1 protein-coding gene is annotated in these 1,336 nt (G+C 48.4%); it reads right to left on the bottom strand.

Going from position 1 to position 1,336, the window contains the following annotated elements:
• Positions 1–368: 368 nt before the first annotated feature.
• Positions 369–1,336 (bottom strand): ISNCY family transposase (locus ACKX14_RS15485; RefSeq protein WP_422449256.1); only part of this gene is annotated, 968 nt, incomplete at its 5' end.

Here is a 1,336-nt window from a genome sequence, read left to right on the forward strand (position 1 = left end):
TTAGTTTTTATTTTTCAAGCCGTATTTGGTTAAATATGGATTGGGGAAAAGGGGGAGTTTTTACACTGGAATCATAATTTAACAAATAAAAATGTATTAAAAGCCGCATTTTTTCCCGCGAACTCAAAACCAGCAGCAATTTTCCCCTCTTACTAACTATATAAAATCATGAATTATAGAAAAAAATTTTATATTAAATTTATCATGATTTCAAGTAAATGTAAATTATTTTGTCAAGCGTCAGTGATTATGTCAGGTGAAATCCACCAGTGATTTTGTCAGTAGCTGCGCCGCCCTTGACCGCAGGCTGCGAACCGCTAGTGAAAGCAGGTAAGCCGCCTGGAGAAGAGACTTACGGTTTTGAAGTCTCACTGACCGGTATTGTAGCTTTCACCCCTGGATGTGGCAGAATAAACTCTGCAAGAGGCCCATGGTTTGCGCCATGGGTGGTCTGGTGCAGGCCTGCGAGGTGGCTTAGCATCTGCTTTTTCTATAGGTGGCCTTTGAGCTGGAGGCGCGGTATTAGTTTTCATTGCCTTTGTTGAGCCTGCAGCAATTGGTTCAAGATCGTAGATATGGCCACGCCAGGCGACAGAAAGGTTCCCTTCAGCAAGGTGATGGACTTCTACCACAGAGCGAAGAGGGATAGCAGGTGCATTTTTTGCGGGTACAACTCTATAGGTCTCTCCTTTGTACTGAAGGGTATAGCCAGGGTTAAGGGTACGGTATTCCTTCCAGCAGAAGATGTGATCCAAACGTAAATGGGACGGTATAGGCCGAAACGCCGATTCGGAATCCGCAGGAGGTACGGCAAACTTTTGATTGTAGCGCTCAATAAAACGCTGCAGTACAGCATTAGCCTCCTCGCAGGTACTGGCACCTGCCAAACGGAGCTCCACCGTCAGACGCTCTTGAAGAGTCAGGTAAGAACGCTCAATCCGACCTTTGGCCTGAGGCGAGCGAGCAGGTATATGTTCGATACCCAGTTCATTGAGAATACGGCCGATTTGAGTCAGAGGCCGGACTTGTCCAAGCAGTTGTTGTTCAAGATTAGTGCTATCGCTCTCCTTAGGCGAAAAAAAGAGCGAATGGCGGTCGGAATAAATGGCCAGCGGGACCCCGTGGTGAGTGACCAAATCCTGCAGGAGACGCCGGTAGCCTTCAAAGTCTTCAGCTGGCCAGAAGAGGGCGGAAAGGATACGGCTGGTGGCATCATCGACGGCGGACAGAAGAACGAGCCGTGGTCCCCGTCCTTCCAGCCAGTCGTGATGGCTACCATCGATTTGGACCAACATCCCCATTTGCGGCTTACGGGAACGTCTGCGGTGCGGTTTTG

It is taken from the genome of Thermorhabdus hydrogeniformans (genome assembly GCF_049310025.1).
Classification (GTDB): domain Bacteria; phylum Bacillota; class Thermosediminibacteria; order Thermosediminibacterales; family Tepidanaerobacteraceae; genus JBJYKD01.